This is a genomic window from Vagococcus martis (assembly GCF_002026305.1).
GTDB classification, from domain to species: Bacteria; Bacillota; Bacilli; order Lactobacillales; family Vagococcaceae; genus Vagococcus; species Vagococcus martis.
On sequence record NZ_MVAB01000001.1, the window covers coordinates 790,206 to 807,431 of the forward strand.

Below are 17,226 nucleotides of genomic sequence, written 5' to 3' on the forward strand. Positions count from 1 at the left end.
TGTTGAAAATCATAAAGAGACATTTTACATTTCAGTTCATTTAATAGAGTGGTCCAAAAATTTTTTATTACGCTCTGAAGCATGGCTATATATCGTTTTAGGCTCAATTTTTTATCTTGTTTCAACCACAATTGACATTGCCACTTCTCTTATCACACCACCAGTTATTGTGGTCCTTATATTACCTCTAGTCATTATTTCTACTGCATTTTTTACAGCTTTACGCTTTTTAAATGCAAAATAAAAAGACATCCCTCTATTAATGAATGTCTTTTTTTGACGTCTTACCTTCCCATAGCGTAACTGGTAAAATGTATTCATGTTCTGTTTCTTTTTTGTGGATTCGTTTCATTAATATACTTATAGCCATCTCTGCCATCTCATCAATTGGTTGCACAATTGTTGTTAAATCTGGCAAAATACTACGAGTCATAATCGTTCCATCATAACCAACTAATAATAAATCTTCTGGTACACGAATCCCTTTTTCTTTTGCTATTTGTAAAATCAATGCCGCATCCATATCATTTGAAGCAAATATTCCATCAACATCAGGATATGTTTCAAATAATTGATAAAAAATATCTTTTTTCTCTTGATATGGTATATTAAAATCAACTGTTACTGTTTGCGGTGACAATCCATGTGCTGTCATTGTATCCTCATAAGCCTCTCGACGTCTCTTAGCTGGCGTTTCTAACTCAACAGGACCATTAGTATGAATGATATGTTTCGCTCCTTGTTCTATTAAAACTGTGGTTGCTAATTTTCCACCCTGATAATTATCTGACTCAATCACAGGAATATCTTCATTCATCACTCGATCTATCGCAACAATCGGTAAGTTTTGGTATTTGTATTCTTGAATGCCTTGATTATGCGTTCCAACAATCAAGCCATCTACTTGCTCTGATAATAATTGATTCAAATAATCAGATTCTTTTTTGGTATTATTCATTGAATTACCAATCAAGACTTTGTATCCATCTTCATACAACTTTTTCTCAAGTGCTTCGACTAATTCACCAAAGAAGGGGTTAGCGACAGTTGGAAAAACTAGTCCAATAATATTTGTTTTTTTATTATATAGTTGTCTTGCCACCACATTTGGCTGATAATTTAATTCCTCCATAGCCTCGTGCACTCTATCAATGGTTTTCTGACTTAAATACCCTCTATTATTTAACACCCTTGATACAGTAGTTTTTGATACATTTGCTCTTTTGGCTACATCTTCTAACTTTGGTCTCATAAAACTACCCCTCATCATTATTCTCTGTCTAGAATAGCATAAAAAAGGCCTTTATAACAATTCATTATAAAAGCCTTTTTACTAGTATTATTCTTGTAATTGGTTTAATCCTAAAGCAAAGTTACCCAATGTTGCTGAGCCATTATTTTTAATTAATGGTCGAGTGATGTATTTGTCTAGAGGTGGTAATTCAACATAATCATTTAAGAGTTCAGCCACATTTTGACGAACTTTTTCAAGTAATGTTTCATTTGCCACACTTCCGCCAAATACGATTTTATCTGGGCGAATAATCAAGGTTGTTTGAATCACTGCTTGTGCTAGATAGTAAGCCATAATATCCCACACTGGATCAGTCAATGGTACTGTTTCACCTTTTTGACCAAGACGGGCTTCAAATGTCGGGCCAGAAACTAATCCTTCTAAACAGTCACCATGATATGGGCAGATACCTTTAAACTCTAAATCATCCGGATGACGTTTTACAAATGTATGCCCCATCTCTGGATGTCCTGCTTCACCTAGAAGTTCACCATTAATCACTGCACCACCACCAACACCCGTTCCGACAGTGTAATAAACCAACGAATTAATTTTTTCATTTGATAAAGTCGACATAATATATTCACCATATGCTGAACCATTGACATCTGTTGTCCAAGACATTGGCACATCTAATTCTTTCTGTAAATAACCTAGAACATCAACATTTTTCCAACCTGGTTTTGGTGTGGTTGTAATATAACCAGATTTAGGTGAATGTTTTCTGATTTCAATTGGTCCAAAAGATGCTACTCCAAGAGCCTCAATATCAAACTGTTTAAAATACTCCACCGCCTGTTTTAATGTTTCTTCTGGTGTCGTTGTCGGGAACGTTATCTGATCTTTTACTCGGTAATCTTCATCACCTACTGCACAGACAAATTTTGTTCCACCTGCTTCAATACTACCAATTAACACAATAAAACCTCCTTAGTTATAAGAAACTGCATTGTTATCTAGTTGATAAACTGTATAAGAGATAGTTTCTTCTTCACTAACCGTCACATAAACATCTGTTTTTTCTTCTGTATAGAAACGTTCAGTAAACACAAGCTCCCCTTCATTAATGAAGATTTCAATCGAACTTGTATCAATAAACACTCGTAATGACAGCTTATCACATGGTTGAATTGTACCATATCTTAAGTCATCTTTGTCACTACGTTTTAAAATAAACTCATTCGTTGCTTTAGAATAGGTTAATAAAACTAATTCTTCATTAGATGTTTTTAATGAAAAGCTTACTTCTTCTTGATTAGTTCCTGTAAGAGGAATATCTACTAGCACTTCACTAGATGATGCATCTTCTGCTACTAATAATTCTTTAGAAACAACTGCAGAATCATTTGAAACTTCTTTTATTCTTAAGCCTTCTAATTCTTTTACAGGTGTCATATAAAGATGATCATTTTTTAATCTCAATTCACGTGGAATCGTTAAAACTCCTGCCCAGCCATCTTCTTGCTCAGGCATTGGGCTTTCCCACATATCCATCCAAGCGATCACAATTCTTCTACCATCTGGTGCTAATGTTGTTTGTGTCGCATAAAAATCATGTCCTTTATCCAATTCATGGAACTCTCCGCGTGTAAATGTTGCTGTTTTATAGTCATAATCACCAATAAAATAACCTGTTTGGAATAGATTTAAGTAATCTTTCCCTTGAGCATCTATCCCTTGTGGTGATAATAATAAGATGTCTTTTCCATCAAGATTGAAAAAGTCTGGGCATTCCCACATAAAGCCTTCTGTTTTTAATCCATTTGCTTTAGAAATAGGTCCTTCATATTCCCAATCTAATAAATCTTTAGATGAATAAACAATGGCTCTACCTAATCCATCTTCACCTTGACTACCTAAAATCATGTAATAAACGCCATCTTTTTCCCAAACTTTAGGATCTCTAAAGTGATGTGTATTATCTCCAGGTTCTTTAGCAATGATAGGATTGTTTTCATATTTTGTAAAGTGAATACCATCTGTACTGTAAGCCATATTTTGATTTTGCCAAAAATGTTCTTTATCTCCATCACCATAATAATGATGTCCAGTATAGAATAAGTATAATACGCCATCTTTTTCGATTGCACTACCTGAGAAACAGCCATCCTCATCTTCTTTATCACCAGGTGTTAAAGCAATTGGTAGACTTTCCCAATGGACTAAATTTTTACTTCTTGCATGTCCCCAATGCATCGGACCCCATTCAGTACTATATGGGTAATGTTGGTAAAACACATGATAGTATCCATCAAAGTAGCAAAAGCCATTTGGATCATTAATCCAACCAGATGGTGCAGCAACATGATATCCTAAGCGGTAACGTGAGTTAGTTAATTCGATTGGTTTTTGTTTTGTCATAATAAATCTCCTACTTTCTTTTATTTTATAATTATTTTTATATTAAGCTCTAACAAATGGATCTCCTTGCACATCTTGATCATCCTTTTTAATAATGAAGAAAGCATACACACCTGCGATAAGAACAATAAATGAAATAATTCTAAATGTTGATTGATAACCAACTGCATCTCTTAAAATACCAAGTGGTGTAGATAGGATAACTTGTCCAACTTGTGCGGCAATTTGGAAGCCAATCATATAAAGTGTGGCAGATAACTTAGTATCAAAATGTAAGGTGAAGTAGCGGAACATTGGTAAAATAAACATTGGTACTTCTAAAGCATGTAACATTTTAATACAAGAAACAGCAATTGGAGATGTTGTAAAACCACATAATCCAATACGAATACACATAATTGTCACACCACATAATAATGTATTTCTGACACCAATTTTTCTCATGATGATTGGGACAACTCCCAACATAATAGCTTCACAGAATACTTGAACAGCATTTAATGTTCCATACATTTTTTCCCCAGCAGCTGAAGTTGAAAATAAACTAGTATAAAACCCTGGAAACATTTGTTGATCAAATACATTATAAAAAGTCCAAGAAAAAACGATAAAAATAATAATGGCCCATAATTGTGGTAATTTTAATAAACCAAACATTTCTTTTAATGAAGGAACACTACTTGATTCAGCTTGTTTGTCTTCAAATTCTTTATTTGCTACTCTTTCAGCTTTTGGTTTCCAAAGTAATAAATTTAGTAATAATAATACTCCAAAGAATGAACCAGCCCAGAAGTTTAAGTTTGGATTTTGTACAAAAAGGAATCCGGCAAGTAATGCCACAATAGCATATCCAAATGAACCCCATGCTCTGGCTTGACCATATTCAAAATCAAACAAACGGCTAAAACGTTCTGTTACTGCTTCAAAAATACCAACCGATGATAAGAATCCGGCTGATAATACCACTGCTCCAACAATAATACCTAAATTGAAATTATTTTCTAATAATGGTGCGTACACCCAGATAAAGAATGGTCCAACGAGTGAGGCAATAACTGCTGAAAAAATTAGCAATGTTCGTTTGATATATAATTTATCTTGCAATGTTCCATAGATAAACATAAATATCAATGTGACGAGTGAATTGGCTGAAAATATCGTTCCGACAGCGCTACCACTTAATCCCAAACCATTAGATTCAGAAGTCAGCCAGAGCTGGAAGAATGACCACCATACACCCCATGATGCAAAAAATAGTAATAAGGTCAGTGAACTTTGTAAATAAGATGGATTTTTAAATGATTCTTTGAATTTTAACATATTGGTTTCCCCCAATTATAGTATATTCTCCCGGCCCATGACAACCGGTTAACATTTTTATTTTGAAAAGCGCTTTCTATGTTTCAAAGTATAAATGAAATCCGCTTTCATGTCAACCGGATAACATAAATTGTTTTATGAATTTTTTGTAAAACAAAAAAGAAGCCTACAACAGCTTCTTTTTAAACACTTATTAAGATGTTAATCGGTCAATAAAATGGGAATATGGAATATCCAACTCATTTCTCCAATACTCATCTGTTTCCTTTAGAAATTCCATTGCTCGAATATGTTGGTTGTTCTGTTGATAATAATAATAAACAATCTCTACGTAATCCTCTTCTAATAACAAATCTTCTTTAAATTTATAAAGGATTCTTGTCATGATAGATTGGTCGACACAATTCTGCTTAATAGCTTTCATTAAATATTCCAATACTATTTGATGAAAATGTTGACTATACTCTTCTGCCCATAAATAATCACTCATTGCAAAATAGCGTTCCTTATAGATATCAAGAACTTTCATAATATTGTGCAGCGTTATAGGTTCTTTGAGAAGTCCTTTTAATTTATTTAATGGTGTTTCAACAGGATAAGTTAAAATGTATCTACCTTGTTTATATATAATTGGGTTTTGTAACTTATTCTTTTTAAACACTTGGCGAATTTGATAAATCGTTGTGTGCAGCATCATCGTACTTGACTCTTTTACTTGGTCTGGCCATAAGTACTCTACTAATTGTTCTTTATTTAAGCCTCCATCTGAGAAGTGCCATAATATAAAGAGCAGTTCTAATGCTTTTTTAGTTCTAAGTTCTAGTAGTGTATGTTGATTTTTAAATATCTGGCCTTCTGAAAAGATATCAAAAATAAGCGGTCGTTGTTGTTCTACTTTTTCTTCTTTTCTAGATCCGACTTTTTTAATCATTTTTGCAAAGCGATTTTTAGTCACTGGTTTTAGTAAGTAGTCTATGGCATTTACCTCAAATGCCGTCACAGCATATTCTGAATAAGCTGTGACAAAAACAATGTTGACTGTGGGATTAATTCGATTAATTTCTTCGGCTAATTCAATTCCTAACACGTTTCCTATATTGATATCCAGTAATAATAATTCTATGTCCAATTCTTTAACTTTTTCAACAACTTCTTCCCCAATAGTTGTTGTGTAAATCAAGGTTAATCCTTCTTGGGCATTTACATGTTTCTCAAGTAGTTTTAGTGCAGGTATTTCATCATCGACAATCATTGTACGCATACAAATATCCCCTCTACTAATAATCTAAATAAAATGATACATTGGTTCCTTTTCCAACTGTTGACTCAAAAATCAATTCTTCTCCCATGATTTTCTTAAATCGGTAATACGTATTAGTTAAACCAATACCAACTGGCAATTTTTGATACCTCATATGTAGAAAGTCCGACATGGTTTTATCCGTACCATTCCCATCATCTTTAATGACTACTTTTACTTGCGAATCAGTTACTCGCGAAATACAAATAGTCAACGTTCCATTTCCTCTTTGTGGTAAAATACCATGTTTAATAGCATTTTCAACAATCGGTTGGATTGATAATGGAATAATTTCAACTTTCTTCAAGTCAAGTGTGCCATCTACTTGCCAATTTATTTTTAGTTTATCTCCATACCGAGTTTCTTCGATTAATAAATACGATTTAACGAGTCGTATTTCCTCCTCCAAAGTAATCATGCCTTCATTATCATAGTGATATTTACTATGTAATAGAGTCATAAATGCATCAAAGACTTCTTCCATTTTGTCTTCATCTTCACTTGATAAACTAATGATTGTGTTCAACGTATTAAATAAAAAATGCGGCTCTATTTGTGCTTGGAGCCATGATGCTTCAAAATGAATCGCTTGTTCTATATTTTGCTTCATCCCAATTAATATTTTGACTCTCGCAGATAACTCGACAGCATCAATTGGTTTTTCTATATAATCATTTGCTCCTGAACGATAAACTTCATTTAATTCAACTTTATATTTATTCGTAGATACTACCAAAAGGATTGGTAATTGAATGATCGTATGGCTTTTTCGAATGTCCCCAACAAACGAAAATCCCGTTTCATTTTCTAAAATAGTATCTGCTATGACGAGGTCAATATTATATTTTTTTATATAGCCTAATGCGTCTGTCGTATAGTTTGTTACAATAACTAGTGTCTCTCTATTTTCTAACATTGTGCGTATTGCAAGTAGCTGTTTAACATCACTACTCACTACTAATATGGTTCTTTTCTTATCTTGAACTAAGTTTTCATCTAATGTTATAACTTCAAAGCGTTCCTCAGCATAGACATCTAGTTCTGGTGCTTTATCAAAGGTAAACTTCATGTTAATACCATTAGTTATTTGTTCAACTGCTAAACTACCACCTTGAAGTCTTGTCATCGAATGCAACAAGCTCATCTCAACACCATACATACTTTCGAATAGCGTGTCATCTTCCATTAATTCATGTAGTGACATATTCATAATATGAATTTGATTTTTTGAAACAAAACATTCTGTGAATTTAACGTTTAAAACGATTTGTTCCTTTTCATTCATTTCAGTGTAAAAAGTTAACGTCCCTAACGGAATAATTCGTTTGGCAATAAACAATACTTGGAAAATTAATTGCACGAAATGTCTCACATTCCCATAAACTACATCTGTTGAATAATCAATATCCATCACAACTGTTACATCTTGATAGAACTCATTTTTTGTCACGATACTCGTACAGTAATTAATTTTCTTTGTTATCGATAATGGTTCAACAAAATCATTTTTTAAAGAGAACTCACTATTTGATAACTCAACCATATTATTCACCAATACCAAAATGTCTTGATTCGCTTCTTCTAACATAGCCAGGTCTTCTCTAAATACAGCGTCTGTTGTATTTTGAGTTTGTAACATAATCGTACTGATTAAGTTATCTATTTCTTTAATTGGCTTTCTTAGTTTAATGGCAACTCGTGATAGAAAACTATTTTTAGATTCCATCGCATAGATTAAATTAGTATTCATATCTTCCATTTGAATATAAACACCTTGATAATGTTTCAGCCAAGTAATCATCAAACAAAAGACTGATATTAACAAATCAAAAGGATAATAAATATAAACCGCTCCTGTAATAAAAGAACAGAGCCATGAAGAAAGATGCATCATCAAACTACCTAATGATATTAGGAAAAACACTTGAGACGGCACACTTTTCTCTAGCTTTCTATTAGCTGCGATAAACGTTATACTTAATGATAAAATCAAAAATAATATAAAAAGAATGGATGTACTTTGGATGATTTCTATCGGTAAAAAAATACATCCTATTAAACACATCACTTCAATTTTAATTATATATTTTAAAAACTTCTTATATCTTGTTGAGAAGTTTTCTATAACTAGCTTTATAAATAGCAAAGATATTATAATAATAGTTACATTAACTAGCCTCGTATTAATTTGGTATGGGATATCTATCCAATGATGTAATAATTTTTCCCCTAAACCTATCATGAATAATAGTGAAAAATTAACTAAAATTATAACAACATTTAATACTTCAGGTTTTCTATGAACAAATGCATACAGACCTAATAATAAAATCACAGTTAACATTAGAATTGACAAAGTTATTAGCTCTAAACTATTAGAAATGTTCATTTGATTAATTAACACGTTTGAATCACCAAATAAAATTTCCCTAACAATACCGCCGGAACGAGTATCCGTAAAATTAGATACTTGTATAATGATATCAACAACTTCTTTTCCTTCTAATTTGTTAAATAAAAGTGTTTTCGGTGTATTCTTTGGTTCGCTTAGTTTACCAGATGTCCCTACTACACCGGCTTCATACAGTAATTTATTATCAACATAAATTTTACTAGCGCTATGTATACTGACCAAATGTATGGCAAAACGTCTCTCATGCTTTGGAAGATATAATTTCAAATGATATGTACCATAGCCAATTTTACTTTTTTTCTTAAATTGTGTTTTCCAATCACCTGGCACAGATATAATCTGGCTATGATAATCATCAATATTATTTAATGTTAATAATTCATTAGGGTAAAAAGACCATTCACCATTTAGTGAATAAATTTTATCGTCTAATTCATTATTATCAAATGCAACAACTCCTTTATCGCCTTTTATTGGTATACTTCCGAACTGGTTTTCCCAAAAACTACGGCCAAATAATGAAAGAGATACAAAAATTGCTAAAATAAAGTACACCCAAACACGATATGACTTTTTACCCATAATAATCATCTCATTTACCCTTTTTATGTTTCCCTTTCAATTTTATCATTATTTACTGAAAAAAAACTGAACTATTGTATGTAAAATGTTGGTTTATTGTTAAAAAAATTGACGATTTTATAGAAATAGGCCATTTATTTCACTCTTTCTCCTCGAATTAACAGACGTTGTAAATCGGTCGGAAAAGGATGACACGTAATCAATGTTGCTAAGTCTTTTCCTTTTTCTATTTCTAAGATATCAGTATCGTATGGGTAAATAATTGTTTGGGCAAAAATTTCATAGGTTAATGTTTCTTCTAATGTATGGATATAAAAAACATCCCCACTTTTCAATTTATCTGCATGGCGTAACATCTCTTGTGTCCATAATCCACGATGTCCAGCCAATACAGAATGTGTACTTTCACCTCCAACTGGTAGTGAAGATCCTTCAACTAATCCAACCCCATTATTCAAAGCTTCATTACTTGAATTTAGAAAAATAGGAACAATTAAACCTAACTTAGGTATTTCTAACATTGAGAAAATATCATTTTTTTCCATATCAAGACAAGATGCCATTTTATCGACACTTTCTTTATTTGAATTGAATGGATCGGTAATTCCTTCGCCATCTTTTATATTTTCATCATAACAGTGCCTAATTTTTTCTGTTTTTTCCTTTGCCTCATCAGTTTTCATATGCGCCACTTGATTTTTATATGTCTCGTAACTTCGTTTATTTTTTAAATCATAATAAACTCTGACAGTTTTAGGAAAAGTGAGTAGTCCTACTCCAATAAAAAGAAAAAGCAAAATCAAAATCCAACGTTTTTTTTTCATTTTTTACCTCGTTTTCTTTTGTTCGAGTTCTTTTTATAACGATAAATCAAGTACATTATTAATAATAAGAATAAGCTCAATCCTATTCCTGTATAGATATATAATTTTTTCAATCCGTTTGACGCTTCTTTATGTAGCACTTTTGCTGTTTCATCGTAAGGAATACGTTTTCCAGTTACTAACAAACGATGCGTGTTAATCATATAAGGTTCACACGTTAATAAAGTCACTAATTCTTGATCTTCATCTTGTGTTAACCATTCTGTTTCATTTGGTAAAACAATCTTATCTTTAAACACCTCATAAGCATGTGTTTCTCCTAGCACTTCAACAAAAAATACATCGCCATTTTCTAACTTGTCTAAATGCCTAAATAATTTTGCCGTGGGTAGCCCTCTATGTGCTGTCAATACTGAATGCGTTCCTATTCCTCCAATTGGTAAAGCAGAGTTTTCTAAATGTCCAACACCTTTACTCAGAACTTTTTCGTTTGAACCATGATAGATTGGCAACTCTAAATCAAGTTTAGGAATTTTTAATACCGCAATAACTTCACCTAGGTTTAGAGCATCATAATAACTTTTACTCCCAGCTGATTCCGTTCCATTTTCAAACGGGTCAACAAATATCTGCTCTTCTTTTTTGATTTCCTCGTTATGAATTCTGGCACGTTCTTCAGCTGCTTCTTTTTGCTTGTTATCTAATTTTTCCATCATTTCTTCATACCCTTTTACCTTTTGGACATGTCCTGTAGTAGATACCATATTAGCTACGAAAGGATAAGAAAAAATTGCCATTCCGATTAATAAGAAAAAAGTAATAATTGTATTTCTTTTCATTTTTTCTCCTTATACATTAAAAGAATCCTAACCCCTAAAAGATTAGAATTTTTATGTCACTGTTTTTTTATCATAAAAATATACACATAATACCAAATTTGTACTAACTATTTTTATTGTAACAATTAATCAATGAACTTCTAATGAACATATATTGACATAATTTTGTGTATAGGCCCTATTGAATAAGGTAATACTAAATTTTTAATTGTTGCTTCTAAACCATAATGATAACTCCAATAAGAATTAAAAAATTTTAGGTCAGTATTATCATTGAAGCGACCCCTCACTGTTAGACAAAAAAATATAACAGTGAGGGGTCGCTTCAAACTTATTTCTATTATTTAATTTTTCTAACTCTTATAAACGACAAGCCTACTGATATAAACATCAAGCCGATTACACTTGAAAGTAATATACCACTTCCACCTGTTTCTGGTAACTCCCAACCAGTTTTTGTATTTTTTACAGTTAGTATTATATCTGAATTTTTTGATGTAATCTCAAATTCTATTGGTTTTTGTAGAATATTATATCCTTCTGGAGCTTTTACTTCAGTGATTGTATACTTATCATCTAATAAGTCAGAAATATCTGCTAACCCTTTATCATCAGTAGTTAAAGTTGTGATAATCTCATCTTTACTATTTTTCACTTCAAATACTGCACCTGACAATGCTTTACCTGTTACAGAGTCAACCTTTTTAATCGTTAATTTACCTTTTATTTTTTGATTTTCTATTGTAAATTCGTGTTGATATTTATCATTAGTTACCTCAAATTCAAAAGTATCACTTGATAAATTATATCCATCTGGAGCTTTTGTTTCTTTGATTGTATATTTTCCTAAAGGGATATCTTCTAATTTAGCTATTCCTTTATCATCAGATACAATTGTTTTAACGAATGAACCATCTTCATTACTAATTTTAAATTCTGCACCTGATAATGTTTTTTTAGTTTCACTATCAATTTTATTGATAGTTAAGTTTCCAATGTCCTCATTCATATACACACCTACTTGATGTGGTTCTACTGGTTGACCTTGATCTGTTGCTACTGCAAATGAATTCCAAGCTGCTCGCTCAATAGGGTTCGTTGTTTTGTCTAGAATTTTTTTGTTTGTTATCTGATCAACAGAGGGCATTTTCATTTGATAGATAATATCCATATCGACTCCAGGTATCCAATTTGTACCAGGAACTAATTCTATTTTTATAGAAGAAATTTTTGACCAATCTGAGACTGCTGATTCTCCCAACCATTTAGCAGGTTTGAATTCTGGTAAGTTACCCACCATTGGTAATTTATCTTTATCAGTCGTATATCTATACAGTTCATCTCTGGTTGGCTGTGATTCTTCACTATAATAAACAGATACTTTATTCTTCCATTCTGTTGGCAAAGTAACTGGTCCGACTAATGTAGGTCTAAATTGACTACCTCTTGATATATTATCTGTCAATCCAAGATCTCCATTAAAAGGTAGTACATCAATTAATGTCATACTTGAAATGTCTTTTCCTGTTGAATTGGTTAGATATAATCTATAATCAATCACTTCTGACGGTTTTGCTTCTATAAATTTAGACCAACCTGAAGTATTATTTTTTATATACTTTTCTGTTTGTAAATCATACATATTAATCATATGATACACATTACTTGACTTAATTCGAGGACTATCTTTTTTCCCATCTTTGTTTAAATCATCTATATCTGTTTGTAAAATAGTATCTGTCACCGAACTATTATTAACTTTTGGAACATCTAGTTTTTTATTGCCTGAAAAGCCGTACACATCAAAATATAATGAATTTGGAGCTTTAGAACTAATATCTATATCTACTTCTGCTGAGAGTTGTTGAGAAGGTCTAATATATTTTTCGTTCCATTCAAATTTAACTAACTGTCGATTCGTATTATTATAATTTTTATCAATTATCTTGAACATTCCTGGAATAGATTCACCTGAGTTATCAAAATACTTATCATTTTGTTTTTCTGAAATCCTTACTCCTGGCGGGAGTAAAACAACTGATTCTAATTTTTCTGAAATCGAGCTAGTAGATGCAGATGGGCTTGAGTATATAATTTTCATTCTATTTGTTCCAACATCTACTATTCCATTCTCTTGTTTGTCTAATTCTATCGATATATTAGCAATTGGTGATTCTCCACTTTTATTTTTTACTATCTGGGCCGTCCTATCTGCAGCAGGTGCTTTAGCTCCTTCCGGAGCATCAAATTTGTGATTGAATTTAATATTATTACTTGTACTATACGAAGGAGGCTGAGTTTTATGATTGTATGACGATTCTCCAATCATATTAAATTCATTTTTCACTTCTCCAACATAACCTGGTTCTACAGTAAAAAGGTATCGACTCATTTGTTTATTTGCAAACCCCATTGGGACGGGACTATCAAATACATATTTTACTTCTGCTACTCTGTCTCCTTTTTTTAATCCTAAATCTTCCAAACTAAGTTCCACATTTGTTTTAAGATTTTTTAAAGTAATAGTATCCATTTTTCCATTTCTTACGTATGACAATACTACCTTATATGTAGGGTTTTTAGCTAAAGGTAATTCTAATAGTCCATCTTCCTTTGTTCGTCCTAAAAACCATGTATTGTCACTAGGTAATATTAATTTATCTAAATATAAATGTTTATCTATAGTGTAAATAATATCTAATTTGTTTAAATCTTGTCTTGCCCCATAAACAGTCGCTCGAACTCCATGTCGAAATCCTAAATAGGCACTATCATCTACTGTTATATTCGGATTTAGTTCATTATTTGTAGCATATCCACCTTTACTATTCAAAGGTCCATAGTGAGCTGGAACTATTATAGCTCCTTCAGTATTAGCTGTATCACCCATTGATTTATATACAGTAATTGACGATGATGTTTCTGGTTTTGGATCTAAAGGTTTTTCATCAATAAATAGAGTATCTAAACTTGCTTTATTTTCCAGCTCTTTTCCGACTAATTTGTCATTTTTTTCTATCTTAGTATAGACAAGAATTTCTGTTTGAAACAAACTATCTTTACTTGATTTTTGTTCTTCGAAACTTGGTACATCAAAATTCCAAGTTAGTTTGTTTTTTGATATATTAGTCTTTAGCTCTTTACCACCAATTAAAGCTTTGTTAAACTCTAATCCACTTGGCAAAATATCTTGAACAACTATTTTGTCTCCTTCTTTTAAAAACATCTGCCCCGTTTTTTTATAAGGTATACTTACTTTGATTTTCCATGTGATATCAACACCCGGCATAGCAATAGAAGGTTTTCCATTCAATTTTTGTTCAACCACTTCTTTGGTAATAGTTGTGGCATTTGATGCTTTCACAATAATACTACCTTCTTTTGATAAATCAAGAATATCATTATCTAAAAAAGTAAGATTTGCTTGAAGATTTATTTGATCATTATTTTTCATATAACCATTAGTAGTACCTACCTTCACGACTATTTCATAAGTTTGTCCTGATTTTAACTCATCAAAATCATACACTAGTTGATTATTTTCCTCATCATATAGTGGAACAATATTAGCTATGGCTAATTCATCAAGATTTTGTTGAAATCTTGTCCATTTGTTATTAGGTAATTTAATCACCATTCGAACATTTGTATAATTAACCTGCGATCCTGTTGTCTTCAAAATAATTTTATACAAAGCATCATTTCCTGATTCGACTGTGTCAAATACTGGTATAACTGATAAAAATCTCTGTAAGTCAGGAGCGCTTGTTACATTATTACTATTATCATATATTGACTGATCGTCTTGCTCTCTTTCTAGCATTCTTTCATTTAACTGCTTAACATTAACTTGTTGTTTAAATTCATACTTTGCACCACCCACTAATACATTATCTTTGTACACATTAAATGATAATAAACTTTCATTATCTTTAATATTTATTAATTGAATAGGTATAATACTATTAGTGATATCTTTTTTTTCAATAATCAAAGTAGTATGATTTTCTATTTGATATTTCATTCCAAATAAATCATAATTTCCTTCTTTGGGTATTTCTACCTTAACTTCATCATAATCTACCCTGTTTTCCAAAACTAAATTGAATAGCCCATTGCCTACATCTACTTCTTGTATAGAAAAATCATTATTTTTATCTACAGCATAAATTGTTTGAACTGGATATACAAACTGTGTTAATAAAATAATTACTGTCATAAATACTCTTAAATTTTTACTCACAAAAAAATCTCCTTTTATTTAATATTTAATTACAATCAATTTTTATATAAAAATTTAATAAATTCATTTTTAATAAAAAACGATTTCATAAATACAAAAATGCATAGAAAACTAGATATTCTCTTTTTCCGATTACCTCATTATTCATTTTATGTTCATTTATAATTTAAAATGAAGAGCTCTAACCTACTGATCAGAGCTCTTCTTATTAATTTTATTTAAGCAGCTTTTTTATCGCGTTTGAAAATTAATACAAATGCCATAAACATAAAGCTTAAACCACCTAATGTGAATAGTAATGTACCCATTCCACCAGTTGTTGGTAAGTCCCAACCTGATTTTGAGTTTTCTACTGTTACTTCTTTATCATTAACTGTATCTTGAACTACTACCTCTAATGGTTTTGTTAATAGACGATATGGTTTTTCTACACCTTCTTCTGCTTGATAAGTTGGTGCTTTTGTTTCATGTAGGTAATATGTTCCAGGTGTTAATCCTGTGATGCTGATTTGTCCTTCTTTATCAGTTGCAATGTCTTCAAGTTTACCTGTAAACTCTTCACCATTAACTCGAATTGATGTTTCTGTTGCATCAACAACATTTTTTCCTTCTTTATCAGTTGTTAATTTAAATTCTGCTCCTTCTAAGAATAAAGCATGATTATTTTTATCAACTTTTAACACTTTAAGTCCACCGTCTTTTGGACGAACTGTTACGGGTGGTGTTACGGGTGGTTCTTCTGGTGTTGTTGGTGGTAAGTTTGGATCATTTGGATTTTTTGGTTTAGTGTATGATCCTTTATTGTTATCAAAATCAAGTTTAGCCTTATTCGGAATACCTGTTGCCATTTCTTCTGGTTTTAATACAGCATCTTTTTTGATTTTTGATGTAAAAGTTACTTTAACATCTTGACCTGGTGTTAATTTAGATAAGTCTTTTACTTCCCAAACTAATGTTTGACCTTCTTGTGTAAATTCGATGTTATCTTTTGTTGTCCCAGTAACTTCCCAGTTACCTGTATATTCTAAACGATCATCTAATGTATCTGTTACACCTAATAAAGCATATTTATCAATATCATTTGGTGTTTTAATCGTTAAGTTATATTTGTATTCAGCTTCACGGTCTACATCATGATGCTCTTTATCTTCAACATCTTTTTTAATTTCTGGTTTTTTGTAGTTAATTAGTTCTGCTTTATTATCTTTTGCAGATAAGTATTTGTCATCTTCTGTCCATTCAACAACAACTTTTTGTCCTTCAGCATCTTTTTTAACTTCAAATTCTAATTTACTTAAATTAATTGCTAAACCTGGTAATGTTGAAACTTCTCGGAAGAAATATTTACCCGCAGCTAATCCACTTACTGCAACTTTTCCATCAGTTTTTGTTGTTAAATCCGGAAATTCTTTACCTTCTGAATCTTTTGCTTTTGTACCATCAGCATTAAATAAGTTAAACACAACACCTGTTAATAATGTTCCTGTGTCGTCTTTTTTAATTAATTCAACATCTCCACGAACTGTTTCATTCTTTGGATACACATGAACATCATAGTTTAAATCTTTTCCATCTTTAGATGTCATTGGTACATCAACTGTAAATGCTTCTTTATTCAAGATAACATGATCTGGTCCAGCTGTTTCACGAACTTCGTAACGACCTAACTCTAATCCATTATCTTTATTGAATACAGCTAAACCTTCTTCATTTGTTACTGCCGTAATTTCAACTGCATCATCTCCAGATACTTCTGTCCATGTATCTGTCGTTGGATCAAAATGATGTGTCTTTTTAAGTGTAAAAGTTACATCTTTTACTGGTGTTCCCTCAGCATTTTGTCCTGGTAATCCAGTCCCTTCTTCACCAGGTTTTGTCCCTGGTTCTTGTTCTTTTTTTAGAATCGTTAAAGAAGGATTCTCTGGTGAACCTTTAACTGTTGCTGCATTAACAGCCACTACACCTGATAAAAGTGTAGGTAATACTAAAAATAACATTAAAAATAATGTTACTAACTTACTTTTAACTAAATTCATAGTTACTCTCCTTT

At 31.6% G+C, this 17,226-nt stretch carries 10 protein-coding genes; all 10 read right to left on the reverse strand.

Annotated elements, in window-relative coordinates:
- Positions 1–259 precede the first annotated feature (259 nt).
- Positions 260–1,252 carry a LacI family DNA-binding transcriptional regulator gene (locus BW731_RS03775; protein WP_079345853.1) on the reverse strand — a complete coding sequence of 331 codons (993 nt, stop codon included), beginning with the start codon at positions 1,250–1,252 and terminating at the stop codon, positions 260–262.
- 87 nt (positions 1,253–1,339) lie between these two features.
- Positions 1,340–2,212 carry a fructokinase ScrK gene (gene scrK / locus BW731_RS03780; protein WP_079345855.1) on the reverse strand — a complete coding sequence of 291 codons (873 nt, stop codon included), beginning with the start codon at positions 2,210–2,212 and terminating at the stop codon, positions 1,340–1,342.
- Positions 2,213–2,224: 12 nt separating this feature from the next.
- Positions 2,225–3,655 carry a glycoside hydrolase family 32 protein gene (locus BW731_RS03785; protein WP_079345857.1) on the reverse strand — a complete coding sequence of 477 codons (1,431 nt, stop codon included), beginning with the start codon at positions 3,653–3,655 and terminating at the stop codon, positions 2,225–2,227.
- 42 nt (positions 3,656–3,697) lie between these two features.
- Positions 3,698–4,975, reverse strand: coding sequence for an MFS transporter (locus tag BW731_RS03790; RefSeq protein WP_079345859.1), 1,278 nt, complete (start codon positions 4,973–4,975; stop codon positions 3,698–3,700).
- A gap of 193 nt (positions 4,976–5,168) precedes the next feature.
- Entirely contained in the window at positions 5,169–6,236 is a 1,068-nt protein-coding gene (locus BW731_RS03795) for a response regulator (RefSeq protein WP_079345861.1), read from the reverse strand.
- A 16-nt stretch (positions 6,237–6,252) separates the two neighbouring features.
- Positions 6,253–9,270 (reverse strand): histidine kinase, encoded by a 3,018-nt coding sequence (locus BW731_RS03800; RefSeq protein WP_158080155.1) that lies wholly within the window; start codon positions 9,268–9,270, stop codon positions 6,253–6,255.
- A 134-nt stretch (positions 9,271–9,404) separates the two neighbouring features.
- A complete protein-coding gene (locus tag BW731_RS03805) occupies positions 9,405–10,094 on the reverse strand; it encodes a class C sortase (RefSeq protein ID WP_079345865.1) in 690 nt (229 codons plus the stop codon).
- Positions 10,091–10,933, reverse strand: coding sequence for a class C sortase (locus BW731_RS03810; protein WP_079345867.1), 843 nt, complete (start codon positions 10,931–10,933; stop codon positions 10,091–10,093). The genes BW731_RS03805 and BW731_RS03810 overlap by 4 nt, the downstream gene beginning before the upstream one ends.
- A gap of 340 nt (positions 10,934–11,273) precedes the next feature.
- Positions 11,274–15,176, reverse strand: a complete 3,903-nt coding sequence (locus BW731_RS03815; protein ID WP_079345869.1) for a SpaA isopeptide-forming pilin-related protein — start codon at positions 15,174–15,176, stop codon at positions 11,274–11,276.
- Positions 15,177–15,394: 218 nt separating this feature from the next.
- The gene (locus tag BW731_RS03820) at positions 15,395–17,212 is read right to left on the reverse strand and encodes a SpaH/EbpB family LPXTG-anchored major pilin (RefSeq protein WP_079345871.1); all 1,818 of its coding nucleotides are present in this window, start codon (positions 17,210–17,212) and stop codon (positions 15,395–15,397) included.
- Between the last annotated feature and the right edge of the window lie 14 nt (positions 17,213–17,226).

Bases quoted from the DNA above. Each gene is read 5' to 3' on its own strand.
- BW731_RS03775 (WP_079345853.1), bottom strand. From the start codon at position 1,252: ATGAGACCAAAGTTAGAAGATGTAGCCAAAAGAGCAAATGTATCAAAA.
- BW731_RS03785 (WP_079345857.1), bottom strand. From the start codon at position 3,655: ATGACAAAACAAAAACCAATCGAATTAACTAACTCACGTTACCGCTTA.
- BW731_RS03790 (WP_079345859.1), bottom strand. From the start codon at position 4,975: ATGTTAAAATTCAAAGAATCATTTAAAAATCCATCTTATTTACAAAGT.
- BW731_RS03795 (WP_079345861.1), bottom strand. From the start codon at position 6,236: ATGCGTACAATGATTGTCGATGATGAAATACCTGCACTAAAACTACTT.
- BW731_RS03800 (WP_158080155.1), bottom strand. From the start codon at position 9,270: ATGGGTAAAAAGTCATATCGTGTTTGGGTGTACTTTATTTTAGCAATT.
- BW731_RS03805 (WP_079345865.1), bottom strand. From the start codon at position 10,094: ATGAAAAAAAAACGTTGGATTTTGATTTTGCTTTTTCTTTTTATTGGA.
- BW731_RS03810 (WP_079345867.1), bottom strand. From the start codon at position 10,933: ATGAAAAGAAATACAATTATTACTTTTTTCTTATTAATCGGAATGGCA.
- BW731_RS03820 (WP_079345871.1), bottom strand. From the start codon at position 17,212: ATGAATTTAGTTAAAAGTAAGTTAGTAACATTATTTTTAATGTTATTT.